This window comes from Arthrobacter sp. E70 (assembly GCF_058266945.1).
Window position 1 is genome coordinate 256,191 of the sequence record NZ_JBYQFR010000005.1, and the last position, 19,917, is coordinate 276,107.

General features: G+C 67.9%; 22 protein-coding genes. 10 read left to right on the forward strand and 12 right to left on the reverse strand.

Translation table 11 applies throughout. The annotated features are described in order from the left end of the window. Window positions 1-205: 205 nt before the first annotated feature. The 6 genes from AC3IMC_RS08500 to AC3IMC_RS08525 form a co-directional block, all read right to left on the reverse strand. Entirely contained in the window at window positions 206-1,231 is a 1,026-nt protein-coding gene (locus AC3IMC_RS08500; RefSeq protein WP_490918016.1) for an o-succinylbenzoate synthase, read from the reverse strand. Between the two features lie 48 nt (window positions 1,232-1,279). After that, window positions 1,280-2,632 (reverse strand): Nramp family divalent metal transporter, encoded by a 1,353-nt coding sequence (locus tag AC3IMC_RS08505; protein ID WP_490918017.1) that lies wholly within the window; start codon window positions 2,630-2,632, stop codon window positions 1,280-1,282. Between the two features lie 112 nt (window positions 2,633-2,744). Continuing rightward, entirely contained in the window at window positions 2,745-3,761 is a 1,017-nt protein-coding gene (locus tag AC3IMC_RS08510) for a magnesium and cobalt transport protein CorA (RefSeq protein WP_490918018.1), read from the reverse strand. Next, complete coding sequence (locus AC3IMC_RS08515; protein WP_490918019.1) at window positions 3,758-4,237, reverse strand: GbsR/MarR family transcriptional regulator; 480 nt, start codon at window positions 4,235-4,237, stop codon at window positions 3,758-3,760. The genes AC3IMC_RS08510 and AC3IMC_RS08515 overlap by 4 nt, the downstream gene beginning before the upstream one ends. Beyond that, window positions 4,234-5,856, reverse strand: a complete 1,623-nt coding sequence (locus AC3IMC_RS08520) for an ABC transporter permease (protein ID WP_490918103.1) — start codon at window positions 5,854-5,856, stop codon at window positions 4,234-4,236. Before AC3IMC_RS08520 ends, AC3IMC_RS08515 begins: the two co-directional genes overlap by 4 nt. A gap of 1 nt (window position 5,857) precedes the next feature. Then, window positions 5,858-6,886 carry an ABC transporter ATP-binding protein gene (locus AC3IMC_RS08525; RefSeq protein WP_490918020.1) on the reverse strand — a complete coding sequence of 343 codons (1,029 nt, stop codon included), beginning with the start codon at window positions 6,884-6,886 and terminating at the stop codon, window positions 5,858-5,860. Window positions 6,887-6,939: 53 nt separating this feature from the next. Between AC3IMC_RS08525 and AC3IMC_RS08530 the strand changes: the two genes are divergently transcribed. Then, complete coding sequence (locus AC3IMC_RS08530) at window positions 6,940-8,115, forward strand: MFS transporter (RefSeq protein WP_490918021.1); 1,176 nt, start codon at window positions 6,940-6,942, stop codon at window positions 8,113-8,115. 58 nt (window positions 8,116-8,173) lie between these two features. Beyond that, window positions 8,174-9,076: a phosphatase PAP2 family protein gene (locus AC3IMC_RS08535; protein WP_490918022.1), complete on the forward strand. Its 903-nt coding sequence runs from the start codon at window positions 8,174-8,176 to the stop codon at window positions 9,074-9,076. A 304-nt stretch (window positions 9,077-9,380) separates the two neighbouring features. Here AC3IMC_RS08535 and AC3IMC_RS08540 read toward each other — a convergent pair whose 3' ends face one another. Continuing rightward, window positions 9,381-9,755 carry a VOC family protein gene (locus tag AC3IMC_RS08540; protein WP_490918023.1) on the reverse strand — a complete coding sequence of 125 codons (375 nt, stop codon included), beginning with the start codon at window positions 9,753-9,755 and terminating at the stop codon, window positions 9,381-9,383. Window positions 9,756-9,994: 239 nt separating this feature from the next. Here AC3IMC_RS08540 and AC3IMC_RS08545 point away from each other — a divergent pair, with 239 nt between their 5' ends. The 3 genes from AC3IMC_RS08545 (at window position 9,995) to AC3IMC_RS08555 (ending at window position 12,433) form a co-directional block, all read left to right on the forward strand. Beyond that, the gene (locus AC3IMC_RS08545) at window positions 9,995-10,471 is read left to right on the forward strand and encodes a hypothetical protein (RefSeq protein WP_490918024.1); all 477 of its coding nucleotides are present in this window, start codon (window positions 9,995-9,997) and stop codon (window positions 10,469-10,471) included. A gap of 100 nt (window positions 10,472-10,571) precedes the next feature. After that, window positions 10,572-11,987, forward strand: a complete 1,416-nt coding sequence (locus AC3IMC_RS08550) for a hypothetical protein (RefSeq protein WP_490918025.1) — start codon at window positions 10,572-10,574, stop codon at window positions 11,985-11,987. Between the two features lie 92 nt (window positions 11,988-12,079). Then, a complete protein-coding gene (locus tag AC3IMC_RS08555; RefSeq protein WP_490918026.1) occupies window positions 12,080-12,433 on the forward strand; it encodes a cupin domain-containing protein in 354 nt (117 codons plus the stop codon). Between the two features lie 47 nt (window positions 12,434-12,480). Here AC3IMC_RS08555 and AC3IMC_RS08560 read toward each other — a convergent pair whose 3' ends face one another. Then, entirely contained in the window at window positions 12,481-13,182 is a 702-nt protein-coding gene (locus AC3IMC_RS08560; protein WP_490918027.1) for an esterase/lipase family protein, read from the reverse strand. A gap of 59 nt (window positions 13,183-13,241) precedes the next feature. Beyond that, window positions 13,242-14,459 carry an MFS transporter gene (locus AC3IMC_RS08565; RefSeq protein WP_490918028.1) on the reverse strand — a complete coding sequence of 406 codons (1,218 nt, stop codon included), beginning with the start codon at window positions 14,457-14,459 and terminating at the stop codon, window positions 13,242-13,244. A gap of 202 nt (window positions 14,460-14,661) precedes the next feature. On the opposite strand from AC3IMC_RS08565, the gene AC3IMC_RS08570 reads away from it, so the two are divergent. After that, window positions 14,662-15,396, forward strand: a complete 735-nt coding sequence (locus AC3IMC_RS08570; RefSeq protein WP_490918029.1) for a GAF and ANTAR domain-containing protein — start codon at window positions 14,662-14,664, stop codon at window positions 15,394-15,396. A gap of 15 nt (window positions 15,397-15,411) precedes the next feature. On the opposite strand, the gene AC3IMC_RS08575 is transcribed toward AC3IMC_RS08570, so the two are convergent. Both AC3IMC_RS08575 and AC3IMC_RS08580 read right to left on the reverse strand, forming a co-directional pair. After that, window positions 15,412-15,840 carry a hypothetical protein gene (locus tag AC3IMC_RS08575; RefSeq protein ID WP_490918030.1) on the reverse strand — a complete coding sequence of 143 codons (429 nt, stop codon included), beginning with the start codon at window positions 15,838-15,840 and terminating at the stop codon, window positions 15,412-15,414. A gap of 313 nt (window positions 15,841-16,153) precedes the next feature. After that, on the reverse strand, window positions 16,154-16,780 hold the full coding sequence (locus AC3IMC_RS08580) for a PAS and ANTAR domain-containing protein (protein ID WP_490918031.1): 627 nt from the start codon (window positions 16,778-16,780) through the stop codon (window positions 16,154-16,156). Between the two features lie 214 nt (window positions 16,781-16,994). Between AC3IMC_RS08580 and AC3IMC_RS08585 the strand changes: the two genes are divergently transcribed. Then, window positions 16,995-17,336: a hypothetical protein gene (locus AC3IMC_RS08585; protein WP_221386320.1), complete on the forward strand. Its 342-nt coding sequence runs from the start codon at window positions 16,995-16,997 to the stop codon at window positions 17,334-17,336. A gap of 18 nt (window positions 17,337-17,354) precedes the next feature. On the opposite strand, the gene trxB is transcribed toward AC3IMC_RS08585, so the two are convergent. After that, a complete protein-coding gene (gene trxB, locus AC3IMC_RS08590) occupies window positions 17,355-18,332 on the reverse strand; it encodes a thioredoxin-disulfide reductase (RefSeq protein ID WP_490918032.1) in 978 nt (325 codons plus the stop codon). A 172-nt stretch (window positions 18,333-18,504) separates the two neighbouring features. Between trxB and AC3IMC_RS08595 the strand changes: the two genes are divergently transcribed. The 3 genes from AC3IMC_RS08595 to AC3IMC_RS08605 all read left to right on the forward strand — a co-directional run bounded on the left by AC3IMC_RS08595 (window position 18,505) and on the right by AC3IMC_RS08605 (window position 19,911). Next, window positions 18,505-18,828, forward strand: a complete 324-nt coding sequence (locus AC3IMC_RS08595; RefSeq protein ID WP_490918033.1) for a hypothetical protein — start codon at window positions 18,505-18,507, stop codon at window positions 18,826-18,828. A 130-nt stretch (window positions 18,829-18,958) separates the two neighbouring features. Continuing rightward, the gene (locus AC3IMC_RS08600; RefSeq protein ID WP_490918034.1) at window positions 18,959-19,285 is read left to right on the forward strand and encodes an ArsR/SmtB family transcription factor; all 327 of its coding nucleotides are present in this window, start codon (window positions 18,959-18,961) and stop codon (window positions 19,283-19,285) included. Continuing rightward, window positions 19,282-19,911, forward strand: coding sequence for a cation efflux transmembrane domain-containing protein (locus AC3IMC_RS08605; RefSeq protein ID WP_490918035.1), 630 nt, complete (start codon window positions 19,282-19,284; stop codon window positions 19,909-19,911). Before AC3IMC_RS08600 ends, AC3IMC_RS08605 begins: the two co-directional genes overlap by 4 nt. Window positions 19,912-19,917: the final 6 nt, after the last annotated feature.

Genomic DNA, 19,917 nt, shown 5'->3' on the forward strand with positions numbered 1-19,917 from the left:
AACCTTCCAAGGATTCTCTCGGGGATGCCCGCCCACCCTTCCAGTCGCTTCCTACGCAAACGCATCGAATGGATGAACTCAGGGTGAACCGCCTGTGACCTGCAGGAACGTTGCGAAAATGCCGCGAGGTGATAGGGCGTCCCCGCAAAAAGGGCAGGAAGTGATAGGGCGTCGCCGGGAAACGGGCCAAAAGTGAGCGGGCGTATCAGCTGAGGAGGGTGTGGACCCGGCGGAGCCGGTCCAGCCACCAGTCCCGGCGTTGCGCGGGAGCCGCGAACCGCTCCAGCAGCCCGGCGTCGGGGACGGCGTCGCGCAGGCGGATGGCGCCGTCGTCGGCCACCAGGGGGTCCAAGGTGACGTCCGATTCAAACAGCGACACCGTGCCCAGCCCGCACGCATAGGGCAGGTCCGGCAGGGCAGCCGCGAGCGCCAGTCCGGCACGGATGCCTATGGAGGTGTCCAGGGCGGAACTGACGACGGCGGGAAGTCCGGCCTGTGCCACGATATCCAGGGCACGCCGCACTCCCCCGAGCGGCGCCACCTTGACCACCAGCAGGTCAGCGGCGCCGGCACGGGCCACGCGGAGGGGGTCGGTTTCCTTGCGCACGCTCTCGTCGGCGGCGATCAGCACCGGCGTTCCGGCATCGCGCAGCCGGGCCCGGACCTCGGCCAGGCCTTCGATGGAGGGCACGGGCTGCTCGGCGTACTCCAACCCGTAGGGCGCCAGCCGGGTCAGTGCGTCCACGGCTCCCGTCACGTTCCAGCCCCCGTTGGCGTCCACCCGGATGGCGGCCTCCGGCAAAGCGGCGCGCACGGCACGGAGCCGGGCAACGTCGTCGTCCACTGACTGGCCCCGCTCCGCCACCTTCACCTTCACCGCGTCCACCCGCCCGAACCGGGACAGCACGTCCGGCACCCGGTCCGCGGACACCGCCGGCACGGTGGCGTTAACGGGCACGGACCAACGGACGGGAGCCGGGAACCCGTGCCAGCCCGCCTCGATGGCCGCGGCCAGCCAGGGGGAAGCCTCGGCGTCGCCATACTCGGGGAAGGGGCAGAACTCCCCCCAGCCCGCCGGGCCGCGCAGCAGCAGGGTTTCGCGCTCCATGATGCCGCGGAACTTCACCCGCATGGGAAGGCTGACCACGCGCGCGCCTTCAAGGAGCTCGTCCACGGACGGTATGCCGGCCAGGATGGCAGGCTCGGGAGAGGAAGGCGGGAGGTGCGGCATGCCGTTTACTGTACGCCGCGGACCATGCATGGCCCCGGTTCACGCCGGTCAGTTTCCACTGAGGGTGGTCCAGACCCCGATGCTGCCGGCCACCACCATGACGGCGGCCGTGGTCCAGCCAAGGGTGGCGGCGAGCCTGCCGTTGCGGTACTCCCCCATGATGGCTTTGTCGCGGGAGATCAGCATGGTGACGATCAGGAACGGTGCAGCAGCGATGCCGTTGATGGTGGCGCTGAGAATCAGGAGCCCGATGGGGTCGCTGGAGAAGAAGCTGATGATGACCCCGCCCACGGTTCCGGCGCCCAGCAGGATGTAGAACAAGGGGGCCCGCCGCGGACTGAGGTCAAGGCCCCAGTCCTTGCCCAGCAGGCCGGCCAGGCCCGCCGCTCCTGAGGCGGCGAGGACGGGGACGCCCAGGATGCCGGAACCGATGAACCCGGCGGCGAAGAGGAATTTGGCGGCTGGCCCCACCACCGGTTCCAGGGCTTTGGCGACGTCGGCGGCGGTGTTCACGTCCGTGCCGTCCCGCCCCAGGGTGGCAGCGGTGGCGGCCATGATCGCAAACATCACCAGGACCGAGAAGGCCATGCCGATGAACACGTCCGCGCGGGCCTTCTTAAGGGTGTGGGCGGCCGCTGCGGCGTCCGGGCGGTGCTTCAGCCCGACTGCTTCGTCACCCCCGTGGTCCTCGGCCCGGAGCTCCTGGACCCGGTGGGCGCTCTGCCAGAAGAACAGGTAGGGGGAGATGGTGGTGCCCAGCACGGCCACCACCAGGCCAAGGTACTCCGGGGCGAAGCTGAACTGCAGACCCAGGACGCCCGCCAGGACGTCCGGCCAGTCGACGTTCGCCACGAACAGGACCGCGACATACGCCAGCAAGGACACGCACAGCCACTTGAAGACCTTGGCGATCGCGGCGAAGGATCCGCTGATGAGGGCCACCGCAATGCCGATCCCGGCAATGGCGCTCCACAGGTGGTCGGGGCCGGCTCCCAGCAACTGCATGCCCTGCCCGATGGCCATCAGGTCCGCGGCCGCGTTGAGGATGTTGCCCACCAGCAGGGCAACGATCAGGACCGCGATCACCACCCGCGGCTTGCGGGAAAACTTCCGGCGGGCCAGCGCGCCCAGGCTTTCACCCGTGGCCAGCGCGGTACGGTCGCAGATTTCCTGGACGGCCATCATCATGGGCAGCGTTACCGGCGCCGTCCACAGCATGCCGTTCGAAAAGGTGGCGCCGGCTTTTGCGTAGGTGGCAATGCCGGAGGGGTCGTCGTCCGCGGCGCCGGTGACCATGCCCGGACCGAGGAGCGCGCCGAGCCTGCGCAATCGTGACTTCTTCGCGGCCCCGTCAGCATCACTGCCAATCCGGGGCCGTCCGGTAGTTTCGGCTTTGCTCATGCAAATGTTCTCCGCTCAGCTTCGGCTTCCAAGCCGCCAACTGCTAAGCAGGCTTAGTATCTGCAGCCCATCCTAGGCCACGAAACCCGGGGCGGTCCAAACCGAAGGCGGGTCAGATCCACTTGTTGTGCTTGAACGCGAAGTACAGGGCCAGGCCCATGGCCAGCATCAGGCCCAGGGCGAAGGGGTAGCCCTCGGCCCAGCCCAGCTCGGGCATATTGGCGAAATTCATGCCGTAAATGGAGGCCACGAGGGTGGGTGCGAACAGGATGGCGGCCCAGGAGGAGATGCGCTTGACCTGCTCGTTCTGTTCAAAGCTGGACTGGGTCATCCGCTGCATCTCTTCGTTCTGCCGCTGCGCCACCAGGGCGGCGTTCACGGCGAGCGCGTTCTGGAGCAGGGCGCGGAACGATGCCACGCGCTCGTTGAGCCGGATCACGTGGTCCAGGACGTCACGGTAATGGTCACGAAGCTCCGTGGCCTGCTCACGGTCGGGGGTTCCGGACATCAGCGCCTGCAGGATCCCCACCAGCGGGCTGGTGGCGCGCTGGAACGTGATGACCTGGCGGGAGAGCTCGTAGATCCTGCGGGAGACGTCCGGGTCGGCACCGAAGAGGTCGTCCTCGATCTCGTCGATGTCGTTCTCCAGGCCGGCGGCCACGGGCTCGTATTCGTCCACCACCTGGTCCAGGATGCCGTACAGCACGGCGTCGGGGCCCAGGGCCAGGAACTCCGGCATGGATTCCATCCGGCGGCGGACCTTGGCCAGGTCCGGGGATTCGGCGTGCCGGACGGTGACCACGTACTCCTCACCCACGAAGACATGGATCTCGCCGAAATCCACCTTTTCCACGTCATCGAGGTACCGGGCCGGGCGGAGCACCAGGAACAGGCACTCCCCGTAATGCTCCAGCTTTGCCCGCTGGTGCCCGGCGAGCGCGTCCTCGACGGCCAGCGCATTGAGGTCGAACTCCTCCGCCACCGATTGGAGCTCCTCCGGGTCCGGGCGGTAGAGCCCGATCCATGCCATCCCCTCGCGCTGCCGCAGCAGGAAGTAGGTCTCGTCAAGGTCTTCCGGATCCTCGGTGCGCAGGCCGTTCACGTACACGGCGTTGTCAATGATCGTCACAGCTCCGCCTCCCGCTCATTTTCCCAGTCGTCCAGCAGGGCAGGCATGCGGGAGTTGAGGAAACGGTAGAACCGGGCCATTTCCGCCACCCTGGCCCGTGCGGCGGACCCCTCAGGCAGGGTTTCCGCGGTGGCGTCGGTCAACTCGGCCAGTTTTTCGTAGACGGGGCTGTTGCGCATCGACACCACGTACCACTCGTCGTCGTGCAGGGCGTAGAGGTCGCGGCGGTTGCCGGGACGGGCAACGCGGTGGACGAACCCCACCGTCTGCAGATACCGCACGGCTCCGGAGACCGCCGCGGCGCTGGCGCCCAGCCGCTCCCCCAGTTCGGCGGCCGTCAGGCTGCCGTCCTCGGAGGCCACGAGGGCCAGCAGCGCGCGGGCCGGCATCTTCGGGAACCCGGCCGCCGCGAACCCCGCGGCGGTCCTTTCGGCGGCAGCCGTCACGGCGTCGGCCGACACGACAGCGTCGCTCATGCAGTCCCCACCTCCCGCCGCCGCATGGCCGCAACGGACAATGCAGCCGTAAGGACGGCGATGGCCAGCATCCACCAGGCGCCGCTCCAGTCCGTGGCATCCCCGTGCGGGACTGGCGTGTGGGTGAACGGGGACAGGTCGCGCAGACCCTGGTCAATCCCCAGCATGCCGCCGAAGATGCCCAGGAAGATGCCCAGCCCCAGCAGCACCCAACCGGCGGCGATGGTCGCCGCGGGCCAGAGGACGAACACCAGCGCGGGCACGGCGAGGTAGAGCAGCGCCGCCGGCAACTGCGCCAGGACGGTCTGCCAGAGTGCGTCGGCCGGCATGTACTCATCACCGGATCCGGTGAGGGTGGCCCAGGCGCCCACCCCCGCCAGGCCAAGCACCAGGACCACCGCCATGGCACCGAGGGCCAGGTAGCCGGCCAGCCACCGCACCCGGCCCACCGGGGCGGCCAGCAGGAGTTCGGCGGTGCCGGCGGCTTCCTCCTGCCGCAGCCGGATGACGGCCTGGAGTGCGCAGGCCGCGGCCAGGACGCCGGCGATCGAGAAGAGCACCGAGACCATGAGCTGGGTCAGGGAGATCCCCTGCGACCGGAGCATGGCCCGCAGCGCCGCGGTGATGCCGCTGCCGGGAGTGTCGACGGCGGCGATCGCCTTTCCCAGCGACCCCGCCAGCAGGCCCAGGGCCAGCCCGCTCAGCCCCCAGCCGATGATCGAGCCGGACTGCAGGCGCAACGCCAGGGCGATGGGGCTGTTCAGTCCCGCCCGCGCGGTGCTCCGTGCCGGCCGGTCGCCCCAGACGCTGTCACCGATGTCCCGGACGCGCAGGATGAGCCATGCGGCGGTAAGGCAGGCAGCGCCAAGTCCGAGCGGCAGCAGCAGCGGCCAGGCGCGGTTGCCGGAGAAGGCGAACGTCTGCTGTCCCCAGCCGATCGGGGAGAACCAACTGGCCGCGCCTTCGGTCATGGTGGTGCCGTCGGAGTGCGGCGTCCCCGTGGCATCCCCGATTCCGCGCAGCACGTAGGCAAGGACCACCAGGGCCGCGGAGACACCGTTGGAGCCGCGGGAAGTGGCCATGAACTGGGCCACCAGCAGCCCGGCGCCCAGGAAGCAGAGGCCGACGGCGCCCGTGGCGGCTCCGGCAAGAAGGGAACCTTGCTGGTCCAGGCCTTGGATGGCGAGGCCGCCGAAGACGGCCAGTCCTGCCAGGATGTTGGCGGCGGTGCCGTGCAGGACGGTGGCGGTGTTGGGCAGCAGGCGCCCGGCAGGTGTTGCCGCCACCAGTTCTGCGCCGCCGGTTTCCTCGTCGGCCCGTGAATGGCGCACCGCAAGGAAAGTGCTCATCAGGCCGGCCAGCAGGGCAAGGAAGGCATAGACCAGGAAGAACGTAAAGGCGCCCTGGTCCGCGCCGCGGGGAAGGCCGCGCAGCATCAGGATGGCGGGCGTGGCGATGGCTACCTGCAGGATTTCCGCCCGGCTTGCGGCAGTTCCGTAGGTGGAGCTCACAGCCGAGGCGGCGAACAGGGCGAACGCCCCCATGCCCAGGATCCAGCAAGGCAGCTGCCAGCGGTCCCGCCGGAGGCGCTGCCGCCACAGGATCAGCAGGACGCCCATGTCAGGCACGTCCCCTCGCGCCGAGCAGGTGCCGCCGCCCGCCGTGCCTGTTGTCACCGCGCCCGTGTTCGCCGCGCCGGCCGTCCCCGTTGCCGTTGGTGTCTTCAGCCGGGGACCCTGCATCCACGGAAGTATCGCCGTAATGCCGCAGGAACAGTTCCTCAAGTGACGGCGGATTGATGGTCAATCCCTGTACGGCCAGGGCGCCCAGGGCGGGAAGCACCTCCGCCACCCGGTCCGAGTCCGCGCTGAACCTGACCCGGCCGCCGTCGAACGCCAGGTCATGGACGGCGCCCAGCCCGGCCAGGGCCTGCGGGTCCAGCCCGTCCGCGGCGAAGGAAATCTCGGTGCGGGTGAGGTGGCGCAGGGAATCAAGCGTGCCGCCGTCCACGATCCTGCCGGCGCGGATGATGCTCACGCGGTGGCAGAGCACCTCCACCTCGGACAGGATGTGGCTGGAGAGGAGCACGGTGGCGCCGCGTTCGACGGCGGCAAGCAGTTCCCGCCGGAAGACCGCCTCCATGAGCGGGTCAAGGCCGCTGGTGGGCTCGTCCAGCAGGTAGAGCTCGGCGTCGGTGGCCAGGGCGGCGATCAGGGCCACCTTCTGCCGGTTGCCCTTCGAGTAGGCGCGTCCTTTCTTGCCCGGGTCGAAGTCGAAGGCCTCGCACAGCCGTGCCTTGCGCTGGCGGTAGGCGTTTCCGTCGGCGGTGCCGCCGCGCAGCCGGGAGAGCAGGTCGATGGTTTCGCCGCCGGACAGGTTGGGCCAAAGCCGCACGTCGCCGGGGACATAGGCGAGCCGGCGATGCAGGTCAACGGCCTGGGTCCAGGGTTCCAGGCCCAGGACGGTGGCGGAGCCGGAGGTTGCCTTCGCCAGGCCCAGCAGGATGCGCAGGGTGGTGGATTTCCCGGCACCGTTGGGGCCAAGGAAGCCATGGATCTCGCCGCCCTGGATTTCCAGGTCCAACCCGTCCAGGGCATGGACGCGGCCGAAATGCTTGTGCAGGTTCACGGTCTGGACAACAGTGCTCATACGGCAAGTCTTTGAATTTTTCACAACTTTGTGAAGGCACTAAAGTCCCCACTATGGCCACCAATGCCCAAGCCACCCGCCCGTCGACGGCGCCACTGTACGCAGCAGGCTTCGTCACCGCCTTCGGCGCCCACAGCATCGCGGCGGGACTGGGGTCGCAGAGCGGCAACATCGGCCTTACCCTGCTGAACCTCGGCATCCTGCTGGCGCTCTACGACGTCGCCGAGGTGTTCCTGAAGCCAGTCTTCGGGGCCTTGAGCGACCGCATCGGCGCCAAGCCCGTCGTCGTCGGCGGGCTCCTGGCCTTCGCGGCCCTGTCGCTGATCGGCCTCGGCGCCGCCGACCCGCTGGTGCTTGCCCTGGCCCGCCTGGGACAGGGCGCTGCCGCATCGGCGTTCTCCCCGGCGTCGTCCGCCATGGTGGCAAGGATGGCCCGCGGTGGGAAGGCGGGCACCTACTTCGGCCGGTACGGGTCCTGGAAGAGCCTTGGCTACATCATCGGTCCGCCGCTGGGCGCCGGACTGATCCTGGCGGGCGGCTTCCCCCTGTTGTTCGGCACGCTGTCAGGCCTTGCCGCGGTGACGGCGGTCTGGGTGCTGGTGTCCGTGCCGCACCTGGAGCCGCTGCCGCGGAAGCGCTACACGGTGATGGACCTGGCCAGGCAGCTGGGTGAACGGCGTTTCCTGGTGCCCACGCTGGTGCTGGCCGCCTCGACGGGCGCGCTGGGCGCCGCCGTCGGATTCCTCCCGGCACTGGCCGCCCGCCACGGCCTGGACGCCCTCGCCGGCACGGCCGCGGTGAGCGTGGTGGCGCTGGGCTCCGTGCTGACCCAGCCGTGGATCGGCAGGCTCCGGGACAGGGGCGAAATCAGTGACAACAAGGGCACGACGACGGGCCTGCTGCTGGTTGCCGCAGGCGTGGGTATCGTGGCGGCAGCCCCCGGCGTGGTCACCATTTTCGTTGCGGCGGCCCTGATCGGGACGGGCATTGGCGTGGCGACGCCGCTGGGCTTCGCCCACCTGGCCGACACCACGCCGCCGGAACGGATGGGCCGGACCATGGGCTCGGCCGAGCTGGGCCGGGAACTGGGCGACGCCGGCGGCCCCCTCCTGGTGGGCGCCATCGCCACGGCCACGGCGCTGCCGTTCGGGCTGGGCGCGCTGGCGGTGCTGGTGGCCGCGGCGAGCATCCCCAGGCTGCCTCGGGCCGAGGCCGCCCCGGCCGGCTGACCTGCCGTTCCAGCCTTTGCTGGAGCGGCCTTCCAGCTTTTTGTGCCAACCTTAAACAATGGCTTCCACCTCCCGTGCACAGATCCGGACACCAGCCCGCCCCGCCCCGGGCTCCGGCTTCCTGTTCGTGCTGTCCACGCTGGCGTGCATCGCCGGGCTGGTGGCCACCTACTACTTCTTCGTGCAGACCACCACGGGACAGTTCATCGACGAGTCCGCGCTGGCCGAGGCCGTGGAGATCCACGGACCAGCCGGCAAGGCCGCAACCCAGTTCCTGGACCTGCTGCCCACCATCTCACTGGTGATGGCCGCCGTCGTGGTCCTGTTTGTCACGGTGATCCGGCGGCACTGGGCGGAGGCGGGAATCGCCGTGGCCGCCTCCGTCAGCGCGAACGTGGCCACCCAGGTGCTGAAGGACGTGCTGCCGGCCAGGCCGGACAAGGGCGTGCTGACCCTGGAGCTGAATTCGCTGCCGTCCGGGCACACCACGCTGGCCGCGTCCGCGGCGGCAGCGGTGTTCCTCATGGCGTCCCCGCGCTGGCGGCCGATGGCAGGGTTTATTGGCGGGACGTTCGCGATCGCATCGGGCGTGTCCACGCTGATCAACCAGTGGCACCGGCCGGCCGATGTGGTGGCCGCGTTCCTGCTGGTGGGCGCGTTCATGATTCCCGCAGGCTGGCTGATCCTGCGCCGCGGCTCCTGGAACGCCTGGGAAGGGTTCGGCCGGCACATCGGCTCGGCGAAAATCTGGCTGACGCTGCCCGTGGTGATCGGGCTGGCGTCAGCTGCCGTGGCCGCCTATTCGCTGATCGTGATCGCGCCCAGCCCGTGGCAGGAGGGCAGCACCACCAACTATTTCTGGGCCGGCATCTCCCTGATCGTCATCGCCGGGTACCTGGCCACGGTGGCTACTACGTCACTCTTCGCGTTCGCCGCGCGCCGCTGGGACCCGCCGCATTAACGGTGCCGGCTCTCAGTTTTGATCGATTCTTGAGCAAATTGCCGCCCCTGGCTTGAGGTGGCCCGTGGATAGTGGCAGGTGCCCGGCCGGAAGGCCTGGCGAGGTTGGCCCGCTGAGATCCGAGGCCAACAAGCTCCTGGCGGCGTCTTGAAGCAGGCGCCGCCAGGTACAACCCCAAACGCCCCATCACCTTTCACCGCCAACGCCCCATCACCTTTCACCGCCAAACCGCCAACGCCCCATCACCTTTGGTGACAGGGCGTTCTTTCGTGTGGTCGACGCGTCCGGACGGGCCGGCGTCAGTTCAGCGGCCCAGCCGTTTGCGCAGCAGGCAGAATTCGTTGCCCTCAGGATCCTCCAGGACGTGCCATGGCTCCTCGCCGGTCTGCCCGACGTCGGCCGGCCGGGCGCCGAGGGCAAGCAGCCGCTCCAGCTCGGCGTCCTGGTCGCGGTCGGTGGGGTTGACGTCGATGTGCAGCGGGAGCCGTCCCGTCCGCGGGTTGCTGCTGGGGCTGAAGATGATCGTCGGCTGCGGGCCGCCGAAGCCGGCCTCGGGACCGATCTCGATGGCCCCCTCCTCCCTGTCCAGCTCGACGTAACCGAGGACGTCGCACCAGAACCGCGCGAGCGTTTCGGGGTCGGAGCAATTGAGGACCAGTTCGCTGATTCGGCATGCCATGTGCCCCAGTGTACGGCGCATCGCAGGAGCGGCCCCTCCCGCCGATAAAAAGTCGCTGACAGACGTCTGACCTGCGGTTTCTTCGCAGAAGGGGCTCACGACAGGCAGATCTAACCTTGACTGAACCTTGAGTAATTACGGCAGTGTATTTTGAGCCGGCCCGGAAAGAGTGTTCGCAACAGAGCCGCCAGGGCTCACAAGGTCTCCGCGGATTACCGCAAAACTTCAAGGGGTATGACATGGGCAAGATGGCAGGACGCAGGAAGCGTATTATCGGCACCACAGCAGCCCTGGTGGCCATCGGTGGCGGTGCGGCTTTCGCCTACTGGACGGCGGCCGGCAACGGCAGCGCCAACGGCAACGCTGGGACCTCCAAGAGCTTCACCATCTCAAGTACGGTGGCAGGTGATCCCTTGTCCCCGAATGGTCCCATCCAGACCTTCAGTTTCACGGTCACCAATCCTGCCGACGCCGGCGTCCAGAAGGTCACGTCTGTAGCCGCCAGGGTCGCCACCTCCACCGGCGGCGACTGGACCGCCGTTTCCGGCTGCTCGGCAGCTGACTTCACCGTCGGCACCCCTGTCTTCAACGCCACCCAGCTTGCTGCCGGCGCTACTGCCACCGGCACCGTGACGCTGCAGATGATCGACAGGCCCGGCGTCAACCAGGACGGCTGCAAAGGCGCCACCGTCCCGCTCTACTTCACGGCCAACTGAAGAGGGCAGGGACTGACGTTCCTGACCCAGAGCGTCAGCTTCCTGGCGCGATGGTAAAGAAGTCCGCCTCCACCCCCAAGGCCGACAGACGGAAGGTCCCATGCCCGCCACCAGCTCCCCCGACGCCCAGCAGGGCGATCGGCGGGAGCTGGTGGTCCTTAAGGGGACCGTGCGCTCCGGCGTCGCCGCCGTCGTCGTCCTTTGCCTGGCTGTCGTCTTCGGCGCGGCACCTGCGGCAGCGTATTGGGCGGCTTGGGGCAAGGGAAGCGCGACGGCGGCAGTCGCCACCCTGCTTCCGCCCACCAACGTGACGGTGCCGGCGAACAGCGGCTCAACGGTGGCGGTGAGCTGGACGGGATCGGCCGGTACGCTGCCTCCCGCCGGCTACTACGTCACCCGAACCAGCGGCAGCACAACGGCCGCTGCCTGCGGCTCCGGCCCGTCGTCGCTGATCACGGGAACGTCCTGCCAGGACGCTTCCGTCCCGGAAGCCACTTTCCAGTACCGGGTCACGGCAGTGTACCGCTCATGGACGGCAGCCAGTTCATCCAGCGGATCAGTCACAGTATCCAGCCTGGCCAAACTCGCCTTCACCTCACAGCCGGCCACCAGCGTTACTGCAGGATCCGCAATCAGCACGCTGACGGTGCAGCTGCAAACCATGGCCGGTGATCCCTTGCTGACCGGCGGCGTGCCGGTGACCATCAGCATCGGCACCAACCCCGGCGGCGGAACCCTGAGCGGTACGGTCACGGCCACCACGAACCCCAGCGGGGTGGCCACCCTCAGCGGACTGTCCATCGACAAGGCGGGAGCCGGCTACACCCTCGCCGCCTCCAGTGCCGCGTACGCCGGAGCAACCAGCACGGGTTTTTCGGTCACCGCCGCGGCGGCAAGCAAGCTCGTCGTCACCGCCGGCTCGCCCCTTGCCGGGACCGCTTCCTCGGCCGCCCTCCTCGGCCCGGTGACCCTGCAGCGCCAGGACACCTACGGCAACCCGGCCACCGCTGGCACCACCACCATCACCCTGTCCTCCTCGAGCGCAACCGGATTCTTCTCCGCCGCCGCCAACGGCGCGAAAGCCACCAGCGTGGTCATCGCAGCGGGTGCGGCCTCCGCATCATTCTTCTATGGCGACACCAAGGCCGGAACCGCCACCATCACGGCCACAGCACCAGGCCTGGCATCCCCGGCGGGCATTCCCGTATCCATCACCGCCGCAGCACCCGGCAGGCTCAAGTTCGATCCCATCGCCGCGTCGGTCCTGAAGAACGTGGCGATTTCCCCGGCCGTGACGGTAAGGATCCTGGACGCCTTCGGCAACCCAACAACGGCTACCGACCAGGTCACCGTCACCTCAGTGTGCACCCTCAAGGGCACCCTCACCGTCGCCGCCTCCTCCGGCGTTGCCACCTTCCCAGACCTGCAAATCGCCGGAAAAGCAACGGGGTGCACGCTCACCGCCACGAGCGGAACGCTGGCTTCGGATACCAGCAATTCGTTCAATTCAGACTAGGCCTGCTTACCCGTTGCAGCACGCGGGCACTCGACCTATGATCCCTACGTACCATCGTGGGACGCAGCTCCCATCAGTCAAAGGGGTATCCGGTGGCCGATCCCATTGCAGTGAATCCGCAGCACTACCGGCTTGTCTTTGAAAACGACCGGGTCCGCGTCCTCGAATATAGCGATGGACCCGGCGACAGCACCGGCACCCACTCCCACCCGGACAGCGTGATGGTCACGCTCAGCTCCTTCACCCGCCGCCTCCGGTCCGGCGACAAGGAAGTCGATGTGGAGTTGCAGGCAGCGCAGGCCCGCTGGCTGGACGCGCAGGAACATTCCGGAACCAATACCGGCGAAACACCAACGCACTGTATCTTCGTCGAGCTGAAGGAGCCGCGGCCGGAAGCGCCGGCCGCCGACCAGCACGGCAGCAGGTTGGGCCCGTCCGCGTCCTGACCCGTGTTCCGGCCCGTCGGGGGCCGGAACCGAAAGGACACCAAGAGTCAGGCGGGCAGGCTCAGCTGCTCCACAATGATCCGGGCCGTTTCGGAGTCGCCCAGGATCCGGAAGTGCCCCGCCACCGGCAGCTCGATGTTAGTGGCGCCGGGCAGGACGCTGCCCTCCGGGATGTGCGGATCGAACGGCCCGTAAATCGACGTGATGCGGCTGTTGATGGCAAGTTCGCGGGACATCTGGAGCGTCAGCGGGTTGCGGGGCGAGAAGATCCGCAGGCTGGGCAGCAGCATGTACCGGGCGTAGCGCGAGCCGGAAAACGGCGCGCACACGGCGATCATCCGGTCGATCCGGCGCTCCGGATCCAGGGACAGCATGGCGTATTTGCCGATCAGCCCGCCCTTGCTGTGCGCCACCAGGATGGCGTTGCGCAGGCCCGCTTCCTCCAGGTGCTGCGCCACCAGCTTGGCGGCCTCGGGCACTCTCAGCTTGTTGCGCTGCAGCACGGTGACCACGTGCACGGGATGGCCGGCGTCGTGGATGGCCTGGATCAGCGGCATCATGAACTGCCAGTTTTCGTACACGCCGGGGATAATCAGCACGGGAGCGCGGCCGCCCTCGCGGAAGGACCCCGGCTGCACGCGTGACAGGAACCCGCGGACCTGCCAGATCCCGGCGTACACATAGTCCTGCGCCCACCACACGGCCTTCTGCAGTGGACTGATGCGAGCGGTTGTGCCCGTTTCACTCATGTGTCGAGGATAACCTCGCACCGCGGCCTACCCACCAACCCGCGCGGCAAACACGGCGGTCAGTAGTTCCGGCGGTGCTTCAGGCGGGGAATCACGACGGCGAACACGGCCGCCGCCGCGAACCCCAGGACGCCGGTGGCCGAGATCCCCGCGCCCAGCGAGGCGAGCGCCGTGACCCCGGAGAGCAGCACGGGGCCGCCGGTGGACCCGGCGTCGGCCATGAACCGCCAGAGGCCCAGGAACTGGCCGCGGCCGCGGTCGGGCGAGAAGTCGGCGCCGAGCGTCATGACCAGCCCGGAACTGATCCCGTTGCCGAACCCGATCAGCAAGGCCGCGAGCAGCAGCCCCGTGAAAGAGCCGGTCATCGGGATCAGCAGCAGCGCGGTCCCCATCAGCAGCGTGGACGGGACCGCCACCCATTGCCGGCCTTTGCGGTCCATCAGCTTGCCGGCGGGGTAGAACACCAGCATGTCGATCGCCCCGGACAGCCCGTAGATCAGCGCCGCGGAGGTGGCGTCCATGCCCAGGTGGTCCGCCCAGAGCGGGATCACCACTTGCCGGGAGGACCGCAGCGCGCTGAGCAGCAGGATGCCAATGCCCAGCGAAAGGAACACGCCCGCGTGCGAGGCCGCGACGCTGCGGAGTGTGGGCTGGGGGCCGGCGTGCCCGCCCGGGGCGGGGTCCGGCGTCGTGAGGTCCGGGATGGTGAGCGACAGCAGCGCGGCAGCCGCCATGGCCGCCACCCCTACCCAGTAGGCGCCGGCGAGGCCGGCGAACTGCATCACGGCTGCGCCCGCGAACGGGCCGAGGAACACGCCAATGCGGTTGACGCCGCCCAGGGTGGACAGCGCGCGGGCGCGGAACTCCACCGGCACCGCCTCCGTCAGGTACTTCTGCCGCGCCAGGCCAAACACAGCCCCGGACATTCCGACGACGGCCATCGCCGCGGCGAGCAGCCACAGTCCGTGCGGGGCGCCGGAGGACAGGGCGGCCGCCGCCAGGGCCAGGCCGGCGGCGACGGCGGCACCCACGATGGACCACCGCTCACCGAAGCGCAGGGTCACCAGGGACGCGGGCAGGTTGAAGAACCAGGATCCCAGTCCGATGAGGGTGACGATGAGTGCCGCGACTGCCACGGAGGCGCCCAGTTCGCGGGCGGACAAGGCGACCACCGGGAGGATCGCGCCCTGGCCGATGCCGAAAAGCAGGGTGGGCCCAAACGCGGCGACGGCGATTTTGCGCAGGCTGAAGGGCTGGGGATCATCCGGGGAAGTCATCAGATTTATCCTATGGCCGCGCCCTGACAGGCCAGCGGCATGACCCTGCCACGATGGGGACAAGAAAAGGTAGGCCCGGAGGGTCCCCCGGCGGCAGCCAGCCCTAGACTGGAAGTGTCATCGCAAACGGGCTGTTCCGCACTGAGCACATCCACGCGTTCCGGTCAGCAAAGGTGCCATGGCCATGTGGGAAAGATGCCTTATGGTCGAAGACCGCACACCGCGGCAAGGGACCGCGGAACACCTCCAGGATCTGGTCCTGGAAAGTTCCGACGTAGCGGAGCTGCTGCAGGAGCTTGTCACGTACTCCGCCGAAACCCTTTCAGTGCACAACAGGCTGCTCTGCGGCGTGACCCTGCTGCGGCACCGCAGGCCTGCCACGGTGGCAACCAGCGACCCCCAGGTCCATGCAATGGACGAGTTGCAGTACGCGTTCGGTGAGGGGCCCTGCCTGACGGCGCTTCGGGATGTGGTGACCATCCATGTGCCCAACCTCGAGGATGAAACCCGGTGGGCGCACTATTGTTCCACCGCCTGGGCAGAGGGGATCGGCTCCGTCCTCTCCGTTCCGCTGCCGCTCGAGAATGAAGCCGGCGCAGCACTTAACCTCTACGCGGCAAATACCCACGCGTTCAGCGCGGAGGACATTGAGAACGCGGAGGCCCACGCCGCGCAGGCGTCAAAGTCGCTGCGCATGGCGGTCCGGGTGGCCCAGCTGAAGGAGGACCGGGAGAACCTGACGGCGGCCATGCAGTCCCGCACCACCATCAACCTCGCCGCCGGCATCATCATGGCCCAAAACCGGTGCGACCAGGAGACCGCCATGCGGATCCTGCGCAGCGCTTCCAACACCCGCAACCTCAAGCTCCGCGATGTGGCGTCAAGGGTTGTGGCCTCCGTGGCCCATGACCCCACCGTCGTCACGCATTTCGAATGACGGTCCTGCAGATCCCTAGCGGGTTCGCGCCCTGGAACCTGCCAGGCCGCGGAACAGGTTCACCACCTCCACCACGGCGCCGATGATCGAGCCGACGATGCCGAGTACCAGGAACACCCGCACCAGCACAGGCCAGCCGGACCAGCTGTTCCCGAAATCGAAGGGGAAGACTTCCCACATCCGGATCACAGCCGCCAGCCCTATGCCGAGGACCACCAGGTTCCCGAGCGCCATGATGGCGCTGTTGCGCACCAGCACGAACACCAGGTTCACGATGATGCCCGCGATCAGGGACGCATTGATGAGGTCCAGGACACGGGTCATGCCGGAAGTCAGGAATGGCACCACCTGCCAGCCCGGCCAGATATTGATGCCCCACAGCAGCAGGGCGTTGACAATGACTGAGCCAACGCTGCCGCTCCTGGTGGAAGTCCGGTCCGCCATGCCAACAGCCTGCCCCGGCTCCACAGGCCACCAAAAGTGCCGAAGGTCCCTCCGGCCGCCCTCTTCAAGCGGTGCGCAACCCTCGAATTAGGGGCCTGGCGGGCCGTTCGGCACTGTTTCGCTTCCGGCCACACCAAGGAAGCTGGCTGCAGGAGGTGGTGGGAAATGTTCACCCTGCGTACCCTGGGCGGAATCGCCCTCCTGATGGCTGGAAGCAGCTGGCTGTGGCTCACGCCTACCTTCGCTACCCGCGGGGTCAACACCTCGGGGGCCTGTTGGAACATCACCCCGCCAGCAGGTCATGGGCTGACAGTCAGCGGGAGAGCCGGAACCCGGCCAGCGCTTCCCGGGCGTTCCCGTCCGCCGCCGACTTGACCAGCTCCTCTGCCACAACGTGGAGCTTGGCGTTAATATGCTGGCTTTGATCGGCCAGGGCATTGAAGGCTGCTTCGGCGTCCACTCCGAACAGGGCCATGACAATGCCCTTGGCCTGCTCGATGACGGCCTTGTGCGCGTACACGCCTTCGATGGCTTCGCTGGCCGCGTTTTGCGACTCGATGCGCAGGCTCTGGGTGATGTCCACCATGAATCCGTGCGCACGGGGCACCCGTCCGGCAGCATCAGCCTCGGCCTGGATAGCCGAGAAGACGCGCCGTTCCCTGCCTTTGACGTCGATGACGCGGTGCAGGAGCGCACCCTGGCCCCCGCCGGCCAGGAGGTCCATCCACAGCGCCCTCACCCGGTCCCTGTCCAGGGGGTGCTTGTGGGCCATCAGCAGCTCGAAGGTGGGCACAACCTCACCCTTGCCCAGCCCATGGATGCCGAACAACCCCTCGGACCACTGCATGTTTCCCGAAGCCACGTCCAGTTCAAAGGTCCCTGCAGGACACTGGGTGGAAGGCCGGAGAGGGTAAAGGTAGGTGTCCAGCTTCGACCACATGTCAACCTCCAACAATTCTTGAAACATCCTCCTCAGGCTGCCGCCATTCACCATAGCCGAACGCCGCCGCGGGCTTGTGTCACAGTACTGGGCCGGCCCCGCGGATTTCGGCCACTGTCCGCATAAATTCGGGGGTCACAAAAGGCCCGCGGAGGAGTAGCGTTCGCCTTATGGGGCGCTGAATCGCGCCTCCAGCCAAAGGGGAGGTCATTTCATGGGTGAAGTGTGGATCCGCACGCTGGGCAACGGGCTGGTCCGGGCAGATCGAGTCACAGAAATTTCATCCACCCGGGGGTCCCTGTACGAGGACCGCGGGTATTCATTGAAAGTCATCGTGGACGGCAAGGGCCACGTGCTGATTGACGACGGCGGCGTGCAGGGAAGCCTGCCCGAGCGGCTGGAATACGCCAGGCACATGGAGGACGCCCTGCTGCTCGCCATCGACGAGGCGCGCGAGAACGACGCCTCCATGGTCATTTCGTATGAGCCGGAGCGTGAGCGCTGGTCCGCGGCGCCCGTTTCGGTGTTAACGGGGAGGCTTCCCGAGGTCGTCTGACCCAGGGAGGCCCCGCCCTTAGCTGTGCGTGGGTTCCTCCACCAGCGCCGTCGCAATGCTGGCGGCGTCCTCCAGGGCTGCCAGGAAACGCTCGGCATCCAGGGCAGCGGCGCAGCCGGTTCCGGCTGCCGTGATGGCCTGCCGGTAGCGGTGGTCCACCGCGTCGCCGCACGCGAAGACCCCGGAGAGGTTGGTGCAGGTGGTGGGCGAGTCCACCTTGATGTAGCCCTCCCCGTCCAGGTCCACCTGACCGGCCACGAGCTCGGTGCGCGGCAGGTGTCCGATGGCCACGAAGATGCCCGTGGCGTCCTGGTGCCGGGTGTCACCCGTGCGGGTGTCCGTGAGGGTGACTCCGGTGACCTTTCCGTCGCCGTGGATGGCGGTGACGGCAGAGTTCCAGGCGAAGCGGATCTTGGGGTTGTCCTTGGCCCGCTGCGCCATGATGCGGGAGGCGCGGAGTTCGCCCTTGCGGACGACGACGGTCACGGACTTTCCGAAGCGGGTCAGGAAGGTTGCCTCCTCCATGGCGGAGTCGCCGCCGCCCACCACGATGATGTCCTGCTCCCGGAAGAAGAACCCGTCGCACGTGGCACACCAGGACACCCCGTGGCCGCTGAACTTCTTTTCCTCGGGCAGGCCAAGTTCCTTGTAGGCCGAGCCGGTGGCCAGGATCACTGCCTTGGACTCGTACGTCTCCCCGCCGCCGGTGACCACGCGCTTGACGGGACCCTTGAGGTCGACGGAGGTGACGTCGTCGAACTCTATCCGTGCGCCGAACCTTTCCGCCTGCTGCTGCAGGCCGTCCATAAGTTCCGGGCCCTGGATGCCTTCGGGGAAGCCGGGAAAGTTTTCCACCTCGGTGGTGTTCATCAGCGCACCGCCTGCCGTCACGGCACCGGCCAGGACCAGCGGGGTGAGCCCGGCGCGGGCGGCGTAGATGGCGGCGGTGTAGCCGGCAGGGCCTGAGCCGATGATGATCAGCTGATGGTTGCTCATGTTTGTCCTTCGGTGGCAGGGCTGCGTGGTCGGGAGGGAAAGAACATTCGGCGTAATAAATAGGCTGGTGTTGCGTGCATCACATTCGTTCCCTAATCTAATGGAGGCTCAAGCAAACGGGCCAAGCAAGAAGCTGCAGCGTCGCAGCCAATGCAGGGGAAGGCTTTACACCTTGAATTCGAAGCTGAACATCGCGGTCCGGGTGGACCTGGACCACGCCAAAGCTCAGGTGATTGCAAAGGGGCACATCACCATCCACAGCATCAACGCCATCTACGTCGTGGCAAAGCGGGCCAACTCCCTCAAGGGCGGCCTGGACCTGGAACTCGATATCTCGCACGCGCTGGTGGATGACGAGGCGCTGGAGATGCTCCGCGCCGCCTCCGAGACCAGGCACCTGCCGGCAAAGATCGATCCGGAGCAGGCACCGTGCACCATCAGCGTGCTGGCTGAACGCCGACATCGGCCGGCACCGGCAGCCCGCCTGGCCGCATAACGCACCCGGCAGCTCGCAGCGCCCAGACTCCGGGCCAGAGTGAGCCGGATACCCTCTCTTCTTCCATGACTTCCGCCGGGCCTTGAATACAGCTGGATCTGAATACACGGATGGCTGTATTCTCGGTTCGATGGAAACCCTCACCCATGCGCCGGTCCTCGCGCGCTTTGGCTATGCAGTGTCCGACCCCACCCGGGCCCGGATCATGCTGGCCCTCGCTGATGGCGGCGCCTACCCCTCGGACCTTGCCGATTCGATCGGCGTCTCACGCCAAAGCATGTCCAACCACCTGACGTGCCTGCGTGGCTGCGGTTTGGTGGTGGCCGTTCCGGACGGCAGGCGGACCCGGTATGAACTGGCCGATGCCAAGCTGGGCCACGCCGTCCGGGACCTCCTGGGCGTGGTCCTGGCAGTGGACCCGGCCTGCTGCGCACCGGACGGAACGTGCACGGCATGACCAGCCTGCAGCTGGGCCCTGCCCGTGCCCGCCGCGCCGTACTCACCCGCCGCATCCGGTTGCTCGCCGCGGCCACCATCACCTACAACATCATCGAGGCAGTGGTGGCACTGTGGGCCGGCGGAGTGGCTGATTCCGCCGCGTTGCTGGGCTTCGGCCTGGACTCGGTGATCGAGGTTGCCTCCGCCGTGGCCCTGTCCTGGCAGTTCGCCGCGAAGGACCCGGAGCGGCGCGAGCACCTGACGCTGCGGATCATCGCCCTCTCGTTCTTTGCCCTCGCGGTTTTCGTCTCGGTGGACGCGGTCCGGTCCCTTGCCGGCGGCGGCGAGGCGCGGCATTCGGTGCCGGGAATCGTGATCGCCGCCCTGAGCCTGGGCATCATGCCCGTCCTGTCCTGGCTGCAGCGGCGTGCCGGCCGTGAGCTGTGTTCCGCGACCGCCGTCGCAGATTCCAAGCAGACGCTGCTCTGCACGTACCTCTCGGCTGTGCTGCTGGTTGGCCTGGTGCTCAACGGCGCCCTGGGCTGGTGGTGGGCGGATGCCGTCGCGGCCCTGGCGATCGCCGGTATTGCCGTCCGCGAGGGCGTCAACGCCTGGCGCGGCGAGGTCTGCTGCGAGCACTGCTGACCCCGC